The sequence below is a fragment of the Dokdonella sp. GW821-FHT11D02 genome (assembly GCF_058808595.1).
Window position 1 is genome coordinate 1667348 of sequence record NZ_CM179520.1, and the last position, 21816, is coordinate 1689163.

The 21816-nt window shown below is 65.5% G+C and carries 16 protein-coding genes; 8 read left to right on the top strand and 8 right to left on the bottom strand.

All coding sequences use genetic code 11. The annotated features are described in order from the left end of the window. Positions 1-60 precede the first annotated feature (60 nt). Positions 61-324: a helix-turn-helix domain-containing protein gene (locus AC3QL3_RS06980; protein WP_492897653.1), complete on the top strand. Its 264-nt coding sequence runs from the start codon at positions 61-63 to the stop codon at positions 322-324. Continuing rightward, positions 308-1528 (top strand): type II toxin-antitoxin system HipA family toxin, encoded by a 1221-nt coding sequence (locus AC3QL3_RS06985; protein ID WP_492897654.1) that lies wholly within the window; start codon positions 308-310, stop codon positions 1526-1528. Before AC3QL3_RS06980 ends, AC3QL3_RS06985 begins: the two co-directional genes overlap by 17 nt. A 4-nt stretch (positions 1529-1532) precedes the next feature. Here the strand turns inward: AC3QL3_RS06985 and AC3QL3_RS06990 are convergent, their stop codons facing one another. Next, entirely contained in the window at positions 1533-2963 is a 1431-nt protein-coding gene (locus tag AC3QL3_RS06990) for an aldehyde dehydrogenase family protein (protein ID WP_492897655.1), read from the bottom strand. Between the two features lie 126 nt (positions 2964-3089). Between AC3QL3_RS06990 and AC3QL3_RS06995 the strand changes: the two genes are divergently transcribed. Next, the gene (locus tag AC3QL3_RS06995; protein ID WP_492897656.1) at positions 3090-5963 is read left to right on the top strand and encodes a penicillin acylase family protein; all 2874 of its coding nucleotides are present in this window, start codon (positions 3090-3092) and stop codon (positions 5961-5963) included. A 332-nt stretch (positions 5964-6295) separates the two neighbouring features. Here AC3QL3_RS06995 and AC3QL3_RS07000 read toward each other — a convergent pair whose 3' ends face one another. Then, on the bottom strand, positions 6296-6535 hold the full coding sequence (locus tag AC3QL3_RS07000) for a hypothetical protein (protein WP_492897657.1): 240 nt from the start codon (positions 6533-6535) through the stop codon (positions 6296-6298). Between the two features lie 133 nt (positions 6536-6668). Between AC3QL3_RS07000 and AC3QL3_RS07005 the strand changes: the two genes are divergently transcribed. After that, complete coding sequence (locus tag AC3QL3_RS07005; RefSeq protein ID WP_492897658.1) at positions 6669-7925, top strand: choice-of-anchor Q domain-containing protein; 1257 nt, start codon at positions 6669-6671, stop codon at positions 7923-7925. A 264-nt stretch (positions 7926-8189) separates the two neighbouring features. Further along, on the top strand, positions 8190-9914 hold the full coding sequence (locus AC3QL3_RS07010) for a choice-of-anchor Q domain-containing protein (protein ID WP_492897659.1): 1725 nt from the start codon (positions 8190-8192) through the stop codon (positions 9912-9914). 18 nt (positions 9915-9932) lie between these two features. Here AC3QL3_RS07010 and AC3QL3_RS07015 read toward each other — a convergent pair whose 3' ends face one another. The 4 genes from AC3QL3_RS07015 to AC3QL3_RS07030 form a co-directional block, all read right to left on the bottom strand. Further along, positions 9933-10523, bottom strand: coding sequence for a M15 family metallopeptidase (locus AC3QL3_RS07015; RefSeq protein WP_492897660.1), 591 nt, complete (start codon positions 10521-10523; stop codon positions 9933-9935). A 37-nt stretch (positions 10524-10560) separates the two neighbouring features. Beyond that, positions 10561-11265, bottom strand: a complete 705-nt coding sequence (locus tag AC3QL3_RS07020; protein ID WP_492897661.1) for a DUF3887 domain-containing protein — start codon at positions 11263-11265, stop codon at positions 10561-10563. A gap of 229 nt (positions 11266-11494) precedes the next feature. After that, a complete protein-coding gene (locus AC3QL3_RS07025; RefSeq protein ID WP_492897662.1) occupies positions 11495-11683 on the bottom strand; it encodes a type II toxin-antitoxin system antitoxin in 189 nt (62 codons plus the stop codon). Positions 11684-11749: 66 nt separating this feature from the next. Further along, positions 11750-12622, bottom strand: coding sequence for an SPFH domain-containing protein (locus AC3QL3_RS07030; RefSeq protein ID WP_492897663.1), 873 nt, complete (start codon positions 12620-12622; stop codon positions 11750-11752). Between the two features lie 124 nt (positions 12623-12746). On the opposite strand from AC3QL3_RS07030, the gene AC3QL3_RS07035 reads away from it, so the two are divergent. Further along, complete coding sequence (locus AC3QL3_RS07035; protein WP_492897664.1) at positions 12747-14426, top strand: M64 family metallopeptidase; 1680 nt, start codon at positions 12747-12749, stop codon at positions 14424-14426. Between the two features lie 10 nt (positions 14427-14436). Here AC3QL3_RS07035 and AC3QL3_RS07040 read toward each other — a convergent pair whose 3' ends face one another. Continuing rightward, entirely contained in the window at positions 14437-15864 is a 1428-nt protein-coding gene (locus AC3QL3_RS07040) for a transglutaminase-like domain-containing protein (protein WP_492897665.1), read from the bottom strand. A gap of 125 nt (positions 15865-15989) precedes the next feature. Between AC3QL3_RS07040 and purT the strand changes: the two genes are divergently transcribed. After that, positions 15990-17171, top strand: coding sequence for a formate-dependent phosphoribosylglycinamide formyltransferase (purT, locus tag AC3QL3_RS07045; RefSeq protein ID WP_492897666.1), 1182 nt, complete (start codon positions 15990-15992; stop codon positions 17169-17171). A gap of 33 nt (positions 17172-17204) precedes the next feature. Continuing rightward, a complete protein-coding gene (locus AC3QL3_RS07050) occupies positions 17205-17471 on the top strand; it encodes a hypothetical protein (protein WP_492897667.1) in 267 nt (88 codons plus the stop codon). Between the two features lie 64 nt (positions 17472-17535). On the opposite strand, the gene AC3QL3_RS07055 is transcribed toward AC3QL3_RS07050, so the two are convergent. After that, positions 17536-21813 carry an InlB B-repeat-containing protein gene (locus AC3QL3_RS07055; RefSeq protein ID WP_492897668.1) on the bottom strand — a complete coding sequence of 1426 codons (4278 nt, stop codon included), beginning with the start codon at positions 21811-21813 and terminating at the stop codon, positions 17536-17538. Between the last annotated feature and the right edge of the window lie 3 nt (positions 21814-21816).

Consider the following 21816-nt stretch of genomic DNA (forward strand, 5'->3'; position numbering starts at 1 on the left):
AATCGGAGAGTAATGTATTGAATTCTTGACATTTCAATTGAAATGTCTACTATTCGATACATGGACGCGAGAACCCTACTGACTCGCCTCGGCGCTGCCTTCCGTACGGTACGCCGGAATCGCGGCTCCACTCAGGCCGCTGTCGCCGAGTTGGCGGGCTTGCCGCGTTTGAAGATCATCCAAATCGAACGCGGCGACGACTCGGTATCGATCGGCGCCTATGCCGCCGTCGCCGCCGCGCTAGGGTTCGAATTCTCCCTGTCGCCGGCACGCCGGCCGACTTTGGAGGAAGTGCGAGGCCTGCTCGATGACGACCGGCTCTAGCTCAGCCAGGATCGATCGACTCGCGGTCGCGACTCCGCAAGGCGCAAGCGGCACCTTGGCGCGGGAGGACGGTCGTTTCTTTTTCGGCTACGGGCGCGAGGCTTCGCGCGCCGCCGAGATCAGCTTGCTGATGCCGCAGCGCATCGCGCAGTACGAAAGCGGCGAGCTGCATCCGATCTTCCAGATGAACTTGCCGGAAGGCTACGTCCTGGAGCGTCTGCGCAATCGCCTGGCCAAGTTCACACCGGTGGATCCGATGCTGCTGCTCGCCTTGACCGGCCGCAACGGCTCGATCGGCCGCGTACGCGTCGAGCCGCCGCAAGTTTTGGCGAATGCGCTCGGCCTGCCGTCGAGCGAAGGGCGCGGAGAACGGCTCGAGGAAATTCTCGCTTGGAACGGGGCAGGGAATCTGTTTGAAGAGCTGGCGCAGCGTTATCTGTTTCGCACCGGTGTTTCCGGTGTGCAGCCGAAGCTGCTGGTGCCGGAAGACCTGCCGCCCGGGAAAGTGTCGCTGACCACCTCCGACCTGATCGTGAAGAGCGGTGGCGGCGACTATCCGGGCCTCGCGGTCAACGAGTTCGTCTGCATGTCAGCGCTCCGCCGTGCCGGTGTGCCGGTGCCGGAGTTCTTCCTGTCCGCCAATCGCGAGCTGTTCGTGATGCGCCGCTTCGATCGCAGCGCCGACGGCGCGGTGCTCGGCTTCGAAGAAATGGCGGTGCTGATGGGCAAGGGCGCCGCGCAGAAATACGAGGGAAGCTACGAGCGCGTCGCGCGTTTCGTGGAATTGTTCTGCGCGCCGGAGCGGCGTCTCGCTGCGTTAGCGCAGCTGTTCGATCAGCTCGCGTTGTCGTGCATCCTCGGCAACGGCGATGCGCATTTGAAGAATTTCGGATTGCTCTATGCAGACCCGACCTCGGCGGACGTTTGGTCGGCGCCGGCCTATGACGTCGTCAACACGACCGCCTACATTCCGGACGACAGTTTGGCCTTGACGATGGGCGGTTCGAAGAGTTTTTTTGCCGCCCGCTTGCACCTGTTGGATTTCGGTGAACGTTGCCACGTGGCCGAGCCTCGCCGCCGCATCGAGTTTCTGATCGCTGCGGTCGAAGAAGAAATAGCCGTCCAGAAAGAATTGCTCGCGAACGAGCCCGCGGTCGAGAGCGGGATTCGCAGCGCGTTCGAGAGCTTCTCGCAGGGATTTTGAAGACTCACGCGCCGCGCAGCACCAGCAGCCGCCGTTCGGTCATGTCTTCGATCGCGTAGCGCACGCCCTCGCGGCCGAGGCCGGACAGTTTGACGCCGCCGTAGGGCATGTTGTCGACGCGGAAACTCGGCACGTCGTTGACCACGACGCCGCCGGTTTCGAGCTCGTCCCAGGCGCGCATCGCATGCGCGAGATCGTTGGTGAACACGCCGGCCTGCAAGCCGTAATCGGAGGCGTTGACCTGCGCGAGCGCGTCGTCGAAATCCGTGAAGGGGGCGAGCACGACGACCGGGCCGAACGCTTCCAGCGCATTGAGTTTGGCGTCCTGCGGCACGTTCTCGAGCACGCTGGCTTCGAGCCGATTGCGCTCGCGCGCACCGCCGCAAAGCAGCTTCGCACCGCCTTTGCGCGCTTCGTCGATCCACAGTTCGAGGCGTTCGGCAGCCGCTTCGTCGATCAGCGGGCCCAGGAAAGTGCGGCGCTGCTTCGGATCGCCGGCCACCAGTTTTTTCGTCGCAGCGACGAAACGTTTGCGCAGGTCCGCGTACAAGGATTCGTGCGCGTAGATGCGCTGCACCTTGATGCAGCTCTGGCCCGATTGATAGAACGCGCCGAAGATCAGCCGTTCGATCACCCGATCGAGCGAGGCGTGCTGATCGGCATCGACGATCGCCGCCGCGTTGCCGCCGAGTTCGAGCACGACTTTCTTGCGCCCGGCCTTGGCCTTCAGTTGCCAGCCGATCTGTCCGCCGGTGAAGGACAGCAGCTTCAGACGTTCGTCGCTGACGAACGGATCGGCGTCTTCGATACGGCAGGGCAGCACTGAAAACGCGCCCTTGGGCAGATCGGTTTCGGCCAAGATCTCGCCGATGATCAGCGCGCCGATCGGCGTGCGCTCGGACGGCTTCAGCACGAACGGACAGCCGGCCGCGATCGCCGGCGCAACTTTGTGCGCGACCAGATTCAACGGAAAGTTGAACGGCGTGATGAACGAGCACGGTCCGATCGGCACACGCTGCACGAAACCGCGATAGCCGTCGGCGCGCTTGGAGATTTCGAGGTTCAGCATTTCGCCGTCGACGCGCACGGCTTCTTCGGCGGCGACCTTGAACGTGTCGATCAGGCGCGTGACTTCGCCTTCGGCGTCGCGGATCGGCTTGCCCGCTTCGATGCACAGCGCCAGCGCGAGTTCGTCGAAGCGCTCGTGAAAACGCGCGACGCAATGTTCGAGCACGGCTTGGCGCGCATACGGTGGGAATTGGCGCATCGGCGCGCTGGCGTCGACGGCGGCGGCGATGGCGCGTTCGATCGCTTTCGCATCGGCGAGCGCGACGTGAGTCGCGATGCGGCCGGAATACTTGTCGCGCACTTCGAGCGCGGCATTGGGCGACTTGGCGCGGTTGGCGAGGTAGTACGGATAGGTCTTGGCGAGCATGGCGGTCGAGCGAAGTACGTACGGGATGGAATGGTGTCGCGCGATGCGACGCACAACGGGATTTTGCGCACTTGGGAGCATACTCGTTCGAACGATCGTTCGATCGGATTCGTACAAGGGGTTGTCATGCTCAAGTCCATCATCCGGCGCGTCCTGCCGGTTGCTGTCGCCTTTGCGTTGTCGCCGCTCGCAGCGCAAACGATCTCGGCTCCGCAGCTGAGTGCAGCGGGAAAAATTTCCTACGACGAACGCGGCATGCCGACGATCCAGGCGCAGACCGACGACGACGTCGCCTTCCTGCAAGGCTATGCGCATGCGCAGGCGCGTTTCTTCCAAATGGATCTGACGCGGCGTCAGGTCAGCGGCACGCTGGCCGCGCTGGTCGGTGCTTCGCAACTCGCCAACGACGTGCAATCGCGCACGCTCGGTCTGCGCCGCGCTGCCGAACGCAGTTGGGCGGCGATGTCGGACGACACCCGTGGTTGGATCGCCGCATACGCTGCCGGCGTCAACCAATGGCTCGCCAGCAACCCGCTGCCGGCGGAATATGGGGCGCTCGGTCTGACTCACGCCGATGCGTGGACGCCGGTCGATACGCTCTGCGTCGGCAAGGGACTCGCCTACCAGCTCTCGTTCGATCTCGACATCGATGCGACCCTGCAGCTCGGCGCGTATCAGCAAGCCGGCGAGGCCGGTGGTTTCGACGGCACCGCTCTGTTCTTCGGCGATTTGCATCGCTCGGCGCCGGCCGACGATCGCGTCACGGTGCCCGGTTTCCAGCCAGGCGCCGCTGCTGCTGCGCAAGCGACACCGAAGGCATCCGCCAAGGATCAGAGCATCGGCCGCATCGATGCGGTCACGCTCGGACTCGCACGCGACTATCGCGCGCGCATCGTCGGCAATCCGCTGTTCGAGAAAGCACTCGCCGGCCGCGATACGCCGATCGGCAGCAACGAATGGGTCGTCTCCGGTGCGCTCACGGCATCGGGCAAGCCGATTCTGTCCAACGATCCGCATTTGAGTCTGGGACTCGCGCCGATCTTCATGGAGCAGCATCTGTCTTCGGCCGAAATGCGCGACGGCAGAGTGATGGACGTGACTGGCGTGACCGTGCCCGGCGCGCCCGGCGTGATTCAGGGCTGCAATCAAACCGTGTGCTGGGGCACCACCACCAATTCGCTCGACGTCACCGACGTGTTCCAGGAAACGCTGCGCCTGAACACCTACGGCTTGCCGGTCGCGATCGTGCACGACGGCGTCGACGAGCCGCTGGAATGGATCTTCCAGAGCTACTACGTCAATCAGATGGACGGCACGCCCGATCACGTCGTGCGCGACAACTCGATCGGCTATTCCAACGGCGCGGTGACCCTGGTCGTGCCCAGACGCAACAACGGCCCGATCGTGCAAATCGATGCGGCCAATGCGCAGGGCTTGTCGATTGCCTACACCGGCTTCGGCGCGACGCAAGAAATCGAATCCTTCCGCCGCATCAACCGCGCCGCGAACTTGGACCAGTTCCGCGATGCGCTGACCTATTTCGATTTCGGCTCGCAGAACTTCGCCTACGCCGACACCGCCGGCAACATCGCCTACTTCACCAGCGCCGAAGCGCCGGTGCGCACCGATCTGCAGACCGAGGGCGCACCCGGCGGCGGTCGCCCGCCGTGGCTGATTCGCGATGGTTCCGGCGCGCTCAAGCACGATTGGATGCCGGTTGCGCATCGACAGCCCCACCAGGCGACGCCGTTCGAGATTCTGCCGCCCGACGAAATGCCGTTCGTGATCAATCCGGCCAGCGGCTATTTCGCCAACGCGAACAACGATCCGATCGGCTTCTCGCTCGACAACAATCCGCTCAATCAGCAGCGGCCGGGCGGCGGCATCTACTATCTCGATTGGGGTGGCGCTTCGTCGCTGCGCATGGGCCGCATCGATCGCGAGATCCAGGCGTTCAAGGCCGCCGGCCACAAGATCACGCCGGCCGACATGCAGGCTTTGCAGGCGAACACGAAGGCGCTCGATGCGGAGCTGCTGCTGCCGTATCTGTTCGCTGCCTACGATCGCGCTGTCGCCGCGGACGCACCGCAAGCGCTGAACGACTTTGCCACGGCGCCGAACGTCGCTGAGGCTATCGCGCGCCTCCGAGCGTGGGACTACTCGACACCAACGGGTATCAGGCAGGGCTACGACCGAGGCGACGATCCGGCCGCATTGCCGGAGCCGAGCCAGGCTGAGCAAGACGCCAGCGTCGCGGCTACATTGTGGGCGGCTTGGCGCAGCGAGGTCTTGCGCAGCGTCATCGACAACACGCTTTCCGGCGTTGGCTTACAGGATCATCTGCCAGGCGCGAGCAACGCGTTTACGGGCCTGAAGTTCATGCTGGACAATTTCGATGCGCTGCAGGGGCGCAGCGCCTCCGGGTTGGCTTTCTTTGCGAACCAGTTGGGACCGGGGGCTCCCGACGATCCGACGCTCCAGCGTGACGCCGCCTTGGTTGCTTCGCTCGCCATTGCAGTGGGCAACAATCTTGCGGGTGGCGGCTACGCGCTCGCCTTCAACGGCTCGACCAATCTCGCCGACTACCGCTGGGGACGCCTGCACCGCATCGTATTCGAGCATCCGCTCGGCGGGCCCTTCAGCATCCCGGGTCAGAACGGAATTCCCAGCCCCTACGGCTACACCGATCTCGCCGAAGGCCTGCCCGGTATCGCGCGCGACGGCGGCTGGGAAACCGTCAATGTCGGCAACTACGACCTGCGCGCGAATGGGGCGAATGCGTTCCTGTTCGGCTCCGGTTCGGCGCGCCGCTTCGTCGGCGAGATGAGTTCGACGATCAGCGCCGCGGAAGTCATTCCGGGCGGCAACTCCGGCGTGCTCGGCAGCCCGAACTACGCCGACCAGCTGCCGCTGTGGCTGACCGGCCACTATCACGAGCTGCCGATTCCCGCCGCCGCGGCGATCGCCAACGCAACCGTGACGCAGAACTTCCAGCCCTGAGTCCGTCTCCGGCGCCGCTCGCTCGAGCGGCGCCGGTCTTGCGTGCCGGCGGCGCCCAATCCCGCCCGCAATACCTCGCGAGAGCCACGAAAACCTCGACCCGACGCACACTTATCGAAGCCGGCGCGCAGCGTTACCGCGCCGATACCAAGTCGATACCGAATCGTGCCGACACGCGCGGCGCGTCGACCTAGATTCGCCCCCGTTCGGACCGCTTCCCGCTTGCCGGGGCGGACCGCGTTCTGGGGCTGAGTCGAGGTCGAAAGGCATATGAAGAGCATTCTCCGGGTCGTCGGTGCACTGGCGTCCGTTTTTTGCGCGAGCGGTTTCAGTTACGCCGCCGCTCCGCCGAACGACAACTGGTCCAACCGGACGATCATCGCCGAGCTGCCGTTTTCCAATACCGTGGCGGACATCGAAGACGCGACGACCGAAAGCACCGATCCGGACATCTTCTGCTGGTGGCAATCGCCGTTTCCCGCGAACCCGGGCGAGTTCAGCGTTTGGTACGGTTTCACCACGGGCGACGCCGACGAATACGTCGATCTCGACACGACAGGCTTCGATACCATCGTGGCCGTCTACAAAGGCAAGCCGAACAGCTTCGTCGGCGTACGCGGCGGCTGCAACGACGATGGCGAGGAGATCGGGTCGGGTTCGGTTCTGCGCGGAGTGAGGCTGCAGGCGAACACGAGTTATTCGATCGTGGTCGCGCACTACACCTTCAGTGGTAGCAGTGGCGCTCTGGCGCTCGATTTCTCGATGTCGCGTAGCGCCGTCTATCGAGTGACCAAGACCACGGACGGCAACGACGGTGTCTGCGACGAAGACTGTTCGCTGCGCGAAGCCGTTCGGCAATCGATCGCGCAGCCGGGCGCCGTGCTGGTGCCGGCAGGCCACTATGTGGTTCCCGGTGGATTGAATTTCGGCGACCAGAATCCGGGCGGCGGAAATCTCTACGGCGCCGGCATGAATGAAACCGTCATCGACGCGATCGAAGAGGGGCGCGTGTTCACGTACCCGTCGCAAGACGACAGCGGCAAGATCCTCACCTTCGGGCTGCACGATCTGACCGTCACCAACGGCGCCTCCGACAGCAAAGGTGGAGGCATCTACATAGTTCACGGCTATCTCGTTCTCGATCGCGTCGCCGTGACGAATTCGGTCGCGCAAGCGGGGAACGGCGGCGGTGTGGCGATCGAATTCGGTGCGGCTTCTTTTTACGAAAGCCTGGTATCGGGCAACCGTGCAGGGGGAAGCGGGGGCGGCGTCTACATGTTTCGCTACAACCTCGAAGCTCGTGATTCGACCTTCAGCGCAAATCAGGCGCTCGCATCCTCGAGCACGGGTGGCGGCGGTGGCCTGTTCGCGGACGGCATGGACGATCTCAAGCTCACCAATACGACGATCAGCGGAAACCGTGCTGTCGCCAACGGCGGCGGCGTGTATCTGCGCGACGTGGAGGAGGGGGAGTTGAACAACACCAGCATCGCCGGCAATACGTTCCGTGAAACCACCGCCCAATCCCGCGCCGGTGGTCTGATGCTCGACGGCGTCGTCAACACCGTCGTTCGCAATAGCGTGTTGGCGGGAAATTACGTATTCGGGCAACCGGAGAATCAGTCGGATTGCGAGCGGATCTCGCAAGCTTCGATGACCGCGAGCTTCAACCTGATACAGACGCCGGGCTCGTGTTCGTTCCCCGTGTCGAACAATCTGATCGGCCTGGATCCGCTGCTGTCGCCGCTCGGGCTGTACGACTCGCGGCTTCCGGTCCACGTTCCGACCGAGGGCAGCCCGCTGATCGACGCCGGCGATCCGAACAAGGGCTGCGCACCTTCGGACGAGCGCGGTGTGCAACGGCCGCAGGACGGCGACGGCGACGGCGCGGCACGCTGCGATATCGGTGCCGTCGAGATACGCAGGGTCGTCGATGCCATCTTCGCCGATGGCTTCGATTGAGGGGCGCACCGCCTCCTGAAGGCGCGGCGTACGAACGGCGGGTTCGGCTCGCTGCAGCGATCGAAAGCGCGATCGCGTCGACGGTTTCACCTCGCGAGTCCGATACCGATATCGGTTCTAAGAATCGCCGTTACCGAGCCGTTACCGCATCGATACCGAATCGTGCCGACAGGCGTCGCGCGTCGACCTACCTTCGTCGCCCTTCGGGCCGCCTCGCACGTTGAGAGCGCGGCGGCTTGGTCTGAATCAGATGGGAGAAGATACGTGAGAAACATTTTCAGATTCGCCGCTGCGCTGGCGTTCGTTCTTTGCGCGTCCGGTGTCAGCTACGCCGCCGCCCCATCGAACGACAACTGGTCCGATAGGACGATCATCGGCGAGCTGCCGTTTTCCGACAGCGTGGCGAACGTTCGCGATGCGACCACCGAAAGTACCGATCCGGACGTTTTCTGCTGGTGGCAATCCTCTATTCCCGCAGGCCCCGGCAACTACAGCGTTTGGTACGGCTTCACCACCGGCGATACGGATGAATACGTCGATCTGGACACGAGCGGCTACGACACCGTCATGGCCGTCTACGAAGGCCAGCCGAATGGCTTCGTCGGGGTACGCGGCGGCTGCAACGACGACGGTCAACGGGGGGGATCGGGCTCGATCTTGCGCGGTCTCAGGCTGCGGGCGAACACGAGCTATTCGATCGTGGTCGTGCGCCAATTGTCGGGCGGCTCCGCCTTGACGCTCAACTTTTCGATGTCGCGTAGTGCCGTTTATCGAGTGAGCAAGACCGCCGACGGCAATGACGGTGTCTGCGATGAGGATTGCTCGCTGCGCGAAGCCGTCGCACAGTCGATCGCGCAACCGGGCGCCGTGCTGGTGCCGTCGGGCCACTACGTGATTCCCGGCGGTTTGAACTTCGGCGATCAGAATCCGGGCGGCGGAAACCTGTACGGCGCGGGGATCGACGAAACCATCATCGACGCCGCCGAAGAAGGGCGCGTAGTGACCTATCCGACACAAGAGGGCAGCGGCAAGATTCTCACCTTCGGGCTGCACGATCTGACCGTCACCAAGGGCGTTTCCGGCACTAAAGGCGGAGGCATCTACTTGGCTGACGGCTATCTCGTCCTCGATCGCGTCGCCGTAACCCATTCCGTCGCGCAAGCAGGGAACGGCGGCGGTGTGGCGATCGAGTTCGGCGCCGCCTCCATTTACGAAAGTCTGGTATCGGACAATCGTGCGGTGGGAAGCGGCGGCGGCGTCTACATGTTTCGCTATAACCTGGAGATTCGCGATTCGACCTTCAGCGCAAACCAGGCGCTCGCGCCCTCGAGTACGGGTAGGGGCGGCGGGTTGTTCGTGGAGAACATGTACGATCTGAATATCGTCAACACGACGATCAGCGGGAACCGCGCGTTCGCCAGCGGCGGCGGCGCATACCTCAAAGACGTGTGGGGAGGCGAGGTGAACAACGCCACCATCGTCGACAACACTTTCTATGAAACTGCCACGGTTTCGCGTGCCGGCGGCCTCTTGCTCGATGCCGTCTCCGGCACTGTCGTCCGCAACAGCGCGCTGGCCGGCAATCACGTTTTCGGCCAGCCGGACAACCTGTCCGACTGCGAGCGGATTTCGCAATCGGTGATGACCGGAACGTACAGCCTGGTGCAAGTGCCCGGTTCGTGCACGTTCCCCGTGCCGGGCAATCTGATCGGCGTGGATCCGCAGCTGTCGCCGCTCGGCTTGTACGGCTCGCTCGTTCCGGTCCACGTTCCGATCCAGGGCAGCCCGCTCATCGACGCCGGCGATCCGGGCGAAGGCAGCTGCGCGTCCTTGGACGCGCGCGGAGTGAAACGCCCGCTGGATGGCGACGGCGACGGCAGCGCGCGCTGCGACATCGGCGCCACCGAGTTCGAGCGGATCGACGACAGCGTGTTCGCCGACGGTTTCGATTCATCGGCGCACCGCGCTGGCGACAGCAACGCGAGATGACGACATCGAAGGGAAGCGCTAGGCAGACACCGCGCGAGCACGCCGCCTAGCGTGCCAACACCAATGCCACGGCTCGTACGCGATGCCGTGGCGATTGCCGCGCGGGTAGGACAGGACGAAGCCGAACTCGCGCGCCCGCCGCTGCAGCCAAGCGAAGGCCGGCGAATGCTCGAATTCTTCCTCGAGGGCGGCGAAGCCGGGCGTGGTCAGGTCGACCACGCGGCCGGAATGGTGTTCGCTGTAACCGGGCGCCGCGCTGACGCGCAGGATCTCCTCGATGCTCTGGCCACGTTCGAGCTTGCGCCGAACGATACCGAGCTGGTACTCGGCCGAGCGGAATGCGGAAACGAGCTGCAGTTCGATCGCCTCGCGCGCGGCCGCCTCGCGCATGCGCAGGAACGCGCGCGCCGCCGCTGGCGCCAGCCACTGCGTGCGCGCGTGCACGTCGCTGCCCACGCAAACCAGTTCGCGCGGCTCACGCACGATACGCAGATCGCGCGCGCGACCGTAGTCGCGCGGTACGCCCAGGCGCTCGGCCTCACGCAGAACTGCGCGCCGCCGCTGCGTATCGCAGCGCGCAGGCGCCGTCGCGGAGGTGTCTCCAGTCACGTCATCGCTTCGGCGCGTGCGACGGTCTGGCATTGACTCACGGCTTCAGCGCCGCCAGCGGTTTGACGTAGAAACCGGCGATGCGGCCGTCGCTGCCGCAGGCGACCTGCGCGACCAGGTTGGACTTGTCGAAGATCAGCGGCGTCATCACGATGAAGTAGCCTTCGCCCTTGGACGGATGCGCCTGCCCGCGCGCGCGCAATGCGCCGAAGCGTGCGAGCGAACTCCAGGTTTCGCTGAACTTCTCCGCCGGCAGCGCCTTGCGCATCTTGGCGTCGAAATCCTTCGTCGCCGTGTCGAAATCGCCTTTCTGCGCGGCATCGAGCAGGCCGGTCGAGCGCGCCTGGCAGGCGGCGGCGAGGCGCTTTTCCTGCGCATCGATCGGCGGCGTCAGGGCGAGGGCATCCTGCGCGACATTCGCCGCCGGTGCGCTCGTCGCCGGTGCCTTCGCCGCCGCTGCGGGCTCGGCAGGTTGCGCGGCTTCTGGCGCCGTCGCGGCGGCCGGTGCGGCCGCAGCGCTCGGCTCCGCGGCCGGCGCAGGTTCTTCAGGGGCCGCCGGCGTGGCTGCCGCCTGCGGTGCCTCGGCCGGTGCTCGTGCGTCGACATCCTTCGCACGCGCCATCGCGTCGACGTCGATGTCTTGCGGCGGCTTTTCCGGCGGCGGCTTTTTCTCGGCCGCAACCGCAGCCTGCGCGCCGGCGAGGGCGAGCAGCACAGAGCAAGTGAGAGCGCGTATCGACATGATGACCTCCGATAGGATCAAGGGCGCGATGCATCGCGGCCGAAGCGGGCGCCAACGCTATCACGCCGGCATGTATCGACGCTGAGGCGGTAGCTCCGCTGTCGCGCTGCATCGACGTGGCTTTGCACAACAACCATTCCGCAACGGCGTCGTCGCCGATCGCGTCCCGCAGGAATGTTTGAACACGCCCGCACCGAGCGGCGCACCGATGAAGATTTTTGCAGCTCGCTCACGCCGGATCGTCCTCGATCGCTTTCGGCCGCTGCGCCGGCTTCAACCGCCCGGCCTTGCGCAGCGAGTCGCGCAGGAGATACTCGATCTGCGCATTGAGCGAGCGCAAATCGTCGTCGGCCCAGCGCTGCACCGCGTCGAGTACGGGCGCGCTGATGCGCAGCGGATAGGCCTTCTTGTCGGTCATCGTCGCTGTGGTCGGTGAAGAGCGCGGCCGTCGACGGCTGCTCGACACTCTTCGTGATCAAGACGATCACACATACAGACTGCCGGTATTGACCACCGGTTGGGTCGAACGGTCGCCGCACAGCACGACCAAGAGGTTGCTGACCATGGCGGCGCGACGCTCGTTGTCGAGGTCGACCACGCCGCGCTTGGCGAGTTCGGCCAGCGCCATTTCGACCATGCTGACCGCACCCTCGACGATGCGCGTGCGCGCCGCGATGATCGCGCCGGCCTGTTGACGCTGCAGCATCGCCTGCGCGATCTCCTGCGCATAGGCGAGATGGCTGATGCGCGCCTCGATCACCTCGACGCCGGCCTTGCCCAGGCGCGTCTGGATTTCGTCGCGCAGATGCGCGTTGACTTCTTCGCCGTGGCTGCGCAGCGAGGGCTTGTTGCTGTCGTGCGCGTCGTAGGGATAGCTCTGCGCCATCTGCCGCAGCGCCGACTCGGACTGGATGCGCACGAAGTTCTCGTAGTCGTCGACTTGGAACACCGCCTCGGCGGTGTCGACCACCTGCCAGACCACGACCGCGGCGATCTCGATCGGATTGCCGTCGTTGTCGTTGACCTTGAGCTTGCCCGATTCGAAGTTGCGCACGCGCAGCGAAATCGCGCGGCGCGAGTAGAACGGGTTGGTCCAGCGCAAGCCCGCTTCGCGCACGCTGCCGGCGTAGCGGCCGAACAGCTGCATGACCTGACCCTGGTTGGGCTGCACCTGAAACAGCCCTTTCAGCAGGAAGGAAATCAATACGAACCCGGCGACGGTCGTGCCGACTTCGTGGCCGCGCGGCGGACCGTGTTGCAGCTGGCCGCCGAGCCACAGGAACAGCGCGATCGCGGCGGCGACGAGGGCCAACAGGACCGGCAGGCCGGCCACCGAAAAAGCATTGCGTTCGTTCATGGGGTGCTCCTGAATGCGCGTCATGAAGATATCAAAAATATATCAGTAAAGAAAGAGACGCCCGGATGATCCATCGCAGTGCTAATTTGCGCCTTCGTGTGGGGAGTGCTCGAGGGAGTCGGCGATGAAGCGGAAGTTGGCGTGGATGGGTCTGGCCGCGATGGCGGCGTCGAATGCGGTCTGGGCGACGCCGGCGCATTACATCGTGTTTGAAAGAGACGCTGCGGCGAACGTACGGCCGCTCTACTACACCCAGGTCGAGATCGCGGACGCGGCGGTCGCACGCGCGCGGCACGCGCAACCGGCGCGCGAAGATCGAATCACCTACAGCATCGTGCGCGGCGGCGTCGATCTCGGCGAACGCAGCGTCGACGTGCCGGCGCTGCGCGCCGAGTTCGCGCGCGATCCGGATCGCGGCGACAACAGCATCGTGTCGACGCACGTCGAGCCCGGCACGCGACGATTCGTCGTGCGCGTGCCTCTCGCCGACGCCGACACGATCGAATTCCGCGGCAGCGGCGACGTGCAGCGTTTCGATCTGCAAGAGATCTCCCGGCGCGCGCCGGCGATGAGCTACGCCAAGCGCGCGCCGCTGCAGATCGAACGCGCACCGAACGCCGGCAGTCCGGCCAATCGCGTCGACATGCTGGTGATCGGCGACGGCTACACCGCCGCGCAGCAAGCGCTGTTCAACAGCGACGCACTGATCTTGCACGACTCTTTCTTCGGCATCACGCCGTACAAGCAGTATCAAAGCTTCGTCAACTGGACCACCGGCTTCATCGCCTCGAACCAAGCCGGCGCCGACCATCCGCCGTACCAGGCCGGTTGCACGCAGGCCAGCTGCTGCTCGGATACCGATGCGCAAAACGATCCGCGCGCCGGCCAGTTCGTCGACACCGCGTTCGATGCGACCTTCTGCGCATTTCAGGTGCATCGTCTTCTGGTCGTCGACGACGGCGCCGTGCTTGCGGCGGCGGCGGCTTATCCGGACTGGGACAAGATCGTCGTGGTCGTCAACGATCCGGTCTACGGCGGCTCCGGCGGAGACATCTCGACCACCTCGACGCATGCGCAGGCGCCGCAAGTCGTGCTGCACGAGTACGGCCACAGCTTCAGCCATCTCGCCGACGAATACAGCTCGCCCTACCCAGGCTTTCCGCCGTGCAGCGATCTCGGCGGCAACGCGCCGTGCGAGGCGAACGTGACCAACCAGACCAGCGCGCCGCTGGTGAAGTGGAACAGCTGGTTCACAGCCGGCAATCCGATTCCGACACCGGTCGGCAGGTCCGGCGTCGGCTTGTTCGAAGGCGCGCGCTATTTGACCGATGACATGTACCGGCCGGTCGACACGCAATGCCTGATGCAATTTCTCGGCGTGCCGTTCTGCCCGGTGTGTGCGCAGGAATACGTGCGCACGCTGTATCGCGGCGGCTTCGGCGTTCCAGCGGACGGCATCGACCTGATCGAGCCGGGCAGCGAATCGCCGCCGGCCTCGGCGCCGGTCGCCTACAGCCCGGGCGCGCCGATCAGCTTCCAGGTTTCCGTCTTGCAACCGACGATCGGCTCGCTCGGTATCCAGTGGTATCTCGACGGCAGTCCGATCGGCGGCGCGAACGCGGCGAGTTACGATTTCTCGCAGGCCGGATCGACGCCGGCGACGCGTACGCTCGAAGTCCGCGTGACCGACCTGACCACCTTGGTTTCGCCGCAGATGACCGAAGGCCTGCTCGAGCATCGCCGCAGCTGGACGATCGAGGTCGGCGGCGACACGATTTTCAGAAGCGGCTTCGAATCGCCGTAGCCGGTTGCGGCTACGGCGTCACCGCTTTCGCCGCGCGCATGTCGATGCGGCCGAGCATGTCGAGGCCGGCGTAGAAGCGCCACGGATCGCCGTCGCCGAAGGACAGCGCGATATGGCCGGCGTCGAAGCCGGCCAAGGCGGCGTCGAAACTCTGCCAGCGGCCGTCGATCCAGGCCTGCGCCCAGGCATGCGGCACGAACACGCGTTCCTTGCCGGCGAAGCCTGGGGCGTAGGCGAGGCCGTCGACCACGCGCGTGGCCAGTCCAAGCGTGCGGCCGAGCGCGGCCACCAGCACGGCGTGCTCGGTGCAGTCGCCTTCGGGCTTGCGCGCGACTTCGAGCGCGGAGGCGTAGCCGACGCCGAGGCTCTTGTCGCGGATGAAGCCGCGCACGAAGGTCTCCACGCGTTGCATTTGGGTGTGCGCGTCGCCACCGGTGCCGGCTGCGCGGCGCGCCAACTCGATCAGCTCGGGCGCCTTGCTCTGCAGCCAGTCGTTGGGCAGGTAGTCGTCCTTGTCCGGTTTGGATTCGCTGCGTGCGCGTGCCGTGCGTCGCACCGTGACCACCAGCTCGCCGTCGCGCCGTTCGACGCTCTGTTCGTCGGTGTCGGGCAAGTTGAGCGGTTGTCCCGCTTGGCGCGGCGCCAGCACGTAGCGCACCGCGCCGCCGAGTTCTTGCGGCGTCAGTGCGTTCGGAGAAGTGACCAAGGTGCGTTCGAATACGTCGTTGCCTTGGTTGGGCGCCGTCGCGCAGGCGCGATCGCAGGCGAGCAGGACCAGCTCCACACCCATCACCGGCATCGTCAGCTTGTACACGGTCTGCTCGGCGTCGATCCAGGCGCGGCTCTTCATCGGCGCGCCCGGGAACGCCAGCGTCTGCTCGATGCGATTGAGGTTCTTGCGTCCACCGGGCAGATCGACGTCTTCCTTCGCGCCGACCACGGTGGTCAGGTCGGCCGCATCCAGGCTGGACGGCTGGAACGCGAGTTCTTTGTACTGCGCGCCCGGCGCGAGGCCGGCGCGCACGCCGGCGAGGCGCATGCCCTCGGGTAACAGCGCGCCTTTCGGCCACGGAATGCTGCGTTTTTTTACGTCGCCACCGGTGCGTGTGGCGATTTCCAATGTGCCGCCGCGCAAAGTCCCCTCGGCCACGCTTTCGCTGCCCGACAGCTGTGAAACGCTGCGGAACGCGAGCGGTTGACCGCTGCGTGTCTCGGTGCTGGTTTCGGTGCTGGACAGCGCCACGCGGGTGCCGGCGCGGTCGAGCACCAGGTCGAGCTTCTGTGTGGTCACCACCTTGCCGTCGTGCAGGGTGCGACCGGATTGGAAGGAGCCGATCTTGCGGCCGTCGAGCAGCACGGTGAACCACTGCTCCGTCGGCGGTGCGGCAGCGGCGAGCGAGGAAAGAACGAGCAGGACGACAGGCAGCAGGCGGCGCATGCGGATTCCCTTGGCGAGGGCCTATTGTGCCAAGGTGCCGCGGCGCGCGCGCAGCCGGGGTGAAAGGCGTCGCCACCTCGTTTGCCGTCTCACTACAATTGCGCTTCCTTCCCACGAGTCCACGCATGAAAGCTTTCGGCACGCCGCATACCGACACCGCGATCCGAGTGCTGCTGTTGGGCTCGGGCGAATTGGGCAAGGAAGTCGCGATCGAGTTGCAGCGGCTGGCGGTCGAGGTGATCGCGGTGGATCGTTACGCCAACGCGCCGGCGATGCAGGTGGCGCATCGATCGCACGTGATCGACATGCTCGACGGCGCCGAGCTGCGTCGCGTCATCGAGTTGGAACGTCCCGACCTGGTCGTGCCCGAGATCGAGGCGATCCATACGCCGACCCTGGTCGAGCTGGAACGGCAAGGCCTGCAGGTGGTACCGACCGCGCGCGCGGCGTGGCTGACGATGAACCGCGAGGGCATACGCCGCCTCGCCGCGGAGGAACTCGGCCTATCGACCTCTCCGTATCGTTTCGTCGACACGCCGGCGGAATACCGCGCCGCGGCGGACGCGCTCGGTCTGCCGTTCGTGATCAAGCCGGTGATGTCGAGTTCCGGCAAGGGCCAGAGCGTGGTGCGCAGCGCGAGCGAACTCGACACCGCGTGGGAATACGCGCAGTCGGGCGGCCGCGCCGGTCAAGGCCGCTGCATCGTCGAAGGCTTCGTCGACTTCGACTACGAGATCACCTTACTGACTGTGCGCCATGCCGGGGGCACCGCGTTCTGCGCGCCGATCGGACATCGCCAGGAGCACGGCGACTATCGCGAATCGTGGCAGCCGCAACCGATGAGCGGTGCCGCCCAAGCCGAAGCCGAACGCCAGGCAGCGGCGATCACTGCGGCGCTGGGCGGGCGCGGCGTGTTCGGCGTCGAGTTCTTTGTCAAGGGCGATGCGGTGATCTTCTCGGAAGTCAGTCCGCGTCCGCACGACACCGGCTTGGTCACGCTGATTTCGCAGGAGCTGTCCGAGTTCGCGCTGCATGCGCGCGCGATCCTCGGTCTGCCGGTCCCTGCGATCCGCCAGCTCGGACCGTCGGCTTCGTGCGCCGTGCTGGCGACGGGTGAGGGCGCGCGGCCGAGCTATCACGGCGTCGCCGCGGCGCTGGTCGAGCCCGATACGATGCTGCGTCTGTTCGGCAAACCCGAAGTGCGCGGTCAGCGCCGCATGGCGGTCACGCTGGCGCGCGATGTGGACATCGACGCGGCCGTGGCCAAGGCCGTGCGCGCGGCGTCGCAGCTGTCGGTCACGCTTTGAATTCACACTCTCTTTTTTCGCCAAGGACCTTGCATGACGGACGCCCCCAACTACGCCGTGTTCCTGTTTCCGCAAGCGCTCGAAGCGCTCGGCGAACCGATCAAGCCGTATCTGCGAGAGGGGCCGGGCGGCCCGCACATCGTCAGCGTCGAGGTCGACGCCTCCGGCCCGCTGTTCGGCATGACCTTGGTCGGTAAAGGACCCAACGGCGAGCGGCTCGAACTGGAACTGATGTTGCCGGTGTCGATGATCAAGCTGGTCATGTCGATGCACGGCGAGCACGAGATCGGGTTCGTCTGATCGCATGCCGGCAAGAACAAACGCCGCCGATCACGGCGGCGTTTGCTCGTTGCCTCGATGGACCTCAGTGCGCGGCGCTTTCGAAGCCGTTCTTGAAGATCGCGTCCCCGCCCGGACCCGCCGTCACCGTCAGCGTGAGCGGTACCGACAGCAGCGAACGGCTGCGGTCGTTGCTGCTGATGCAGACGTTCGCCCGGTACTCACCGGCGTCGAGCGCGCCGGCATCCAGAGTCAGCCTGACCTGAGATCTTTGACCTGCGGACGTGTTGCCCGCGGCGACGTCGAAGCGCAGCCAGGGAATCTCACCCGGATACGCGCAGATTCCACCGCTGCGTGCGATCGAAAGCGCATCGATCTGCATGTAGCCGGTCTGATTGGGTTGCTGCGGATACCATGCGATCCGTTGCGCCAGACCGGTGACCAGATCGATCGTGTAGACGCCGCCGACGCCGGGTTCGAGGCCAGGATAGTAGCCGGCGGTGAGATACAGCACGCCGCTGGCGTCGTCGAAATCGATGCTGTTCACTTCCTGCATGTCGAATCCGAGCGAACCGATCAGCGCGGCGCGGCCGTTGCTCTTGTCGATCGCAACCAGCGCATCGTTGAGCAGGTCGATGCCGTACATCTGACCGCCCGGCGAGACCGCCATGTCGGTCACGCAGAGCGGGTTGCCGTCGTCGAAGCGAATCGCGCCGACCGTGTGCTGCTCGCCGCTGTCCGGATCGATCGTGTACAGGGTCGAGTTGCCGAACGCCGACTGCTCGTCGCACGGCTGCCCCTGACCGCCGACCATGGCGGAAGAGGCGAACAGCGTATCGGTGCTGCGATCCCAAGCCAGCCCGCGCAGCCGCTGCCCGTCCAGCGGTGTGGTCGTCAGCGGACCGCCGACGATATGGGCGTCGAAGGTCACGTAGTCGAGGACAGCTAAGTACATGGTGTCGCCCTCGCTGTCGGAGTAGAGGATGTATTGCTTGCTGAAATCGTCGCGGATGAAGTCTCCACCGTACGTACCCACGGCATTGAAGAACACCGGCGCGAGCTCGGTCGGTTGGTTCGCATTGAAGGCCACGTAATTGCTGCCGCCGACGTTGTTCGTGGTGGAGGCGAGCATCGCGCCGTAGGCGGGGACATCGAACGACGCTGATGGGCGATCGAACCGCGTCTTGCTCGCCAGCGTCTCGCCACGTGTGGGTGTCGAGGGCCGGTAGTTCAGGCCGGATCGTTCCGGCGGCATCACCCACCGTTGTACTTGCGGGAAATGCGCAGCCGCCGCTGCGCGGTCGAGCGACCATTCGAGCGTCAGGTTGCCGGTGTTGGCGATGTCGAATGTCTGCGTCACCGACTGCTGCCGCGCGACGGTTGCCGCGATGTTCGCCGGCGCCTCAATGTGCGGCGTTCCCACCGTCAATCGAGTCGTCGCGGTGGCGAGATGCGGCCGCGACACCGGCGCGAACGCGATGCTCTGCCCGTCGCGCAGAGGCGGCGCGACGGTGACGGTGGCGTCGATATCCGGGTTGGTGCCGAACAAACCGATCCGGGCCGAGCCGCCGTAGTTCAACGACGGCGCGGTGGAATCGTCGAAATCGAGATCGCGGTAGACGTAGCGGATCGTCCCGTCGGCCTCGTCGATGATCGCTTCGAACGTGATGCCGCCGGCCGAATTCGGTGTACTCGCGTGGTTCTTCTCATTCCACTGCACGATCAGTCGGCGATTGGGCGCCGCGCCGATGGTCTGTACGTAGACATTGCCGTCGTCGCCGAGCAAATCCCAATACGGCAGGATTCCGTCGGTGTCAGCGCTGTCAACCTCGACGTTGTCGCCGACGAAGGGCGGCGTCAGGACGTGGTTGTCCATCGACGGACATTCCGTATAGAAGCCGGGTACCAGGCGCAGCGTGCCGCTGTTGTTGACGCACAAGTGATCGCCTGACTCGGGCCGGAACAAGGTGCCGTAAAGAGTCAACGGGAACGGCATCGGCAGATCGGCGACACCGAGCGTGGCGGAGACGACGGCTTCGCCGGTGCCGGAAATGTCGATGAAGGCTTCCGTCGCGTTGGCGTCGACGTGATAGCTCGGCGCCTCGGCGAACGCAGTCCAAGAGAATTGCTCGTCCAGGCTGCCGGCCGCGGCCGCCGCGGTGATGTTGTAGCGGACGGTCGATTGCGCGGGTATCGAAAGAGGCTTCAAGTAGATCGCCTGATCGCTGTCGAGCGTCCAGAAATACGACCAGGGCGAATGCTGCAGGCTGTGGTAGTTCAGCGTCGTCGAGGTGCGGTTGGTCACGCTGAAGCAATAGTTGACCGGCGTGCCGGGCGTGACCTCGAGGCGGTTCGATGAGCCGCAGGCCGGCGGCGGATCGGTGCTCAACGTCACTTGCAGATCGATGCCCGGACTGCCCAGGGCTTCGTTGTTGAGGGTGAAGAAGAACGGTCTGCTCTCGAGGCCAGCCACCACCGCTTTGACGGCATAGCCGCCGCCGATGCCGTTGGCGCTGGCCGTGACGATGGCCTCGCCGTTGGCATCGGTGATCGCCGTCGTCGCGGAGAGGATCGCGCTGGCGCCGCTGGCCGGCACTTCGAATCGGACCGGCACGCCGCGCACCGGCACCGGCGGATAGACGCTGAGCACGCGTACCTTCAGCGGCGCGGCGAACGGCAGGCCGGTAGCGGCGCTCTGCGGCGTGCCGGCGAGAGCGGCGGTGCCGGGCGCGACGAATTGCGCGGTGATCGTGCAGTCGGCCGCGATCGGTTCGGTCGTGAACGCATCGCCGTCCAGTACGCCGCCGCAGCCTTGCGCGCCGCTTACGTAGTAGCCCGGGCTCGGCACCAGCGTGAAGTCGACGGTCTGTCCGAAGCGCGTGATCTGCGGTCCGGGCGGCGACAGCGAGCCGCTCATCGGCGTGCCGGTGCTCACCGTGGTCGCGACGACGAAGGTCGGCGCGTTCGGATCGGCGATGAAGTTCGCGACGACGGCGCAATCGGCCGTGATCGGTCCGGTGACGTAGTACGCGCCTTGGATGGAGCCGCCGCAACCGCTGATGCCGTCGAGGCGATAGCCGGCATCGGGCTGGATCGTGAAGCGCGCGGTCTCACCTTCGCGCACGCTCTGCGGCGCCGCCGGCGACAGGCTGCCGTTCGCGCCGGCCGATGGGGTGACGGTGTACTGCGGGATCTCGATCGTACCGTCGGCTTCCAGCCGCGCCAGATTGCTGCGCGGATAGTCGCCCACTTGATTGAAGAAGCCGCCGGCCAGCACCTTGCCGTCGGCTTGCAGCGCGGTCACGAAGACGATGGCGTAGACGATTCGAGGGTCCGCGAAGCTCGCGTCCAGCGTTCCGTTCGCGTTGACGCGCAGCAGCGCCGGCTTCGGATAGCCGGTCGGCACGTACGGCGTGGTGCCGGCGATCAGCAGCTTGCCGTCGCCTTGCTGCACCACACGGTTGATCTCGCTGAAGCTCACGCGCGTCGCTGCGTCGAAGCTGCTGTCCAGGCTGCCGTCGGTGTGCAGGCGCGCGATGCCGTTGAACGGCGTCGTGAAGCGTCCGCTGATGACGACGGCGCCGTCGCTTTGCACCAGCACGTCGGCGACGGCGTTGTTGATGGCGACGCTCTCGAAGCTGGGATCGAGCGAGCCGTTCGCGTTCAGCCGAAGCACGCCGTGCTGCAGAGTGCCGCCTAGGTTTCGATAGCCGCCTAGGAGGATTTTGCCGTCGGCCTGCAAAGCGGCGGAGTACACCGATTCCGGACCGCCTTCGGCGGAGTCGGGCAGCGCGAAACTGGGATCGGGCGAGCCGTCGCTGTTGAGCCGCGCGACGCCGGCGGCGAAAGCCTGGCCGTTGATCGAGTTGAAGCCGTAGCCGACGATCCTTTTGAAGATCAGGATCTTTCCGTCCGCCTGCAGCAAGATTCCGCCGACGTCGGGGACGCTGCTGTCGGAACCGAAATCGAGCGCGGCGAAGGACGTGTCGAGGCTGCCGTCGGCATTCAGACGGGCGATCGCTTCGCGTGCGACGCCGTCGACGTGATCGAAGCTGCCGCCGATCAGGATCTTGCCGTCGGGCTGCCGCGCGATCGCCATGACGCCGTAGTACGAGCCGCCGCTGGCGCTGGCGGCGAAGTTCGTGTCGACGGTTCCGTCGGCGTGAAGTCGGGCGAGGTAGTTGTGCGGCGCGTCGCCGACGCGGCTGAAGCTGCCGCCGACCAGAATGTCGCCGTCGGGCAAGGGCAGGACGGCGCGGACGTTGTCGTTCGGATTCGGCGCGAATACCGCCGCGCCGGCGGATCCGCCGAATGCGGCGGCCGCCGCCGCGAAGGCGAATCGAAGAAAGGTATTGAGTTTCATGTA

Coding starts and splice junctions, on each gene's coding strand:
- AC3QL3_RS06980 (WP_492897653.1), top strand. CDS start 61: ATGGACGCGAGAACCCTACTGACTCGCCTCGGCGCTGCCTTCCGTACG.
- AC3QL3_RS06985 (WP_492897654.1), top strand. CDS start 308: ATGACGACCGGCTCTAGCTCAGCCAGGATCGATCGACTCGCGGTCGCG.
- AC3QL3_RS06990 (WP_492897655.1), bottom strand. CDS start 2,963: ATGCTCGCCAAGACCTATCCGTACTACCTCGCCAACCGCGCCAAGTCG.
- AC3QL3_RS06995 (WP_492897656.1), top strand. CDS start 3,090: ATGCTCAAGTCCATCATCCGGCGCGTCCTGCCGGTTGCTGTCGCCTTT.
- AC3QL3_RS07000 (WP_492897657.1), bottom strand. CDS start 6,535: ATGGTATCGAAGCCTGTCGTGTCGAGATCGACGTATTCGTCGGCGTCG.
- AC3QL3_RS07020 (WP_492897661.1), bottom strand. CDS start 11,265: ATGTCGATACGCGCTCTCACTTGCTCTGTGCTGCTCGCCCTCGCCGGC.
- AC3QL3_RS07025 (WP_492897662.1), bottom strand. CDS start 11,683: ATGACCGACAAGAAGGCCTATCCGCTGCGCATCAGCGCGCCCGTACTC.
- AC3QL3_RS07030 (WP_492897663.1), bottom strand. CDS start 12,622: ATGAACGAACGCAATGCTTTTTCGGTGGCCGGCCTGCCGGTCCTGTTG.
- AC3QL3_RS07035 (WP_492897664.1), top strand. CDS start 12,747: ATGAAGCGGAAGTTGGCGTGGATGGGTCTGGCCGCGATGGCGGCGTCG.
- AC3QL3_RS07040 (WP_492897665.1), bottom strand. CDS start 15,864: ATGCGCCGCCTGCTGCCTGTCGTCCTGCTCGTTCTTTCCTCGCTCGCC.
- purT (WP_492897666.1), top strand. CDS start 15,990: ATGAAAGCTTTCGGCACGCCGCATACCGACACCGCGATCCGAGTGCTG.
- AC3QL3_RS07050 (WP_492897667.1), top strand. CDS start 17,205: ATGACGGACGCCCCCAACTACGCCGTGTTCCTGTTTCCGCAAGCGCTC.
- AC3QL3_RS07055 (WP_492897668.1), bottom strand. CDS start 21,813: ATGAAACTCAATACCTTTCTTCGATTCGCCTTCGCGGCGGCGGCCGCC.